Consider the following 447-nt stretch of genomic DNA (forward strand, 5'->3'; position numbering starts at 1 on the left):
GGTAGGGATGGCTCGGGGAATCTCTACGTTTTTAATTACGCGGGTGATGGATCGCTGGATTCTTTAGATATACTTAACAGGGATGGAAGTCTGGTAAAGCTTGCGAAAAGCTTTGAAGATTTTATTTTCAGACAGCTATTAGGCACTGTCGTCCAAATCAATCCGGAAGACATTGAGGACGAGGATGAGTACAACAAAGATCTTTTCGCGATGCTTGAAAGTCACAAGCCATATTTGAGTTCGGAGAGATTTGAGATTCTAAAATCCGTGTATGAAAAAGAGATAGAGGAAAACGATGATGAATTTGGGAAGATATCCATCGATGAATATTACGAATTGCTCAACAAGGAAATTGACTTTCCTGGAATTAATAAGAAATTTACGATATGAAAAATTATTTAAAATCTGCTTGTGATTTCAGAAACCTTGTTTTTGGAGTTGCGCAAG

The 447-nt window shown here is 37.8% G+C and carries 1 protein-coding gene; it reads left to right on the plus strand.

What is annotated here, in order from left to right; all coding sequences use genetic code 11:
• A partial coding sequence (locus tag GVL61_RS24510; protein WP_200845020.1) for a hypothetical protein occupies positions 1-390 on the plus strand: 390 nt, incomplete at its 5' end.
• Between the last annotated feature and the right edge of the window lie 57 nt (positions 391-447).

It is taken from the genome of Novosphingobium sp. 18050 (assembly GCF_902706195.1).
GTDB lineage: Bacteria > Pseudomonadota > Alphaproteobacteria > Sphingomonadales > Sphingomonadaceae > Novosphingobium.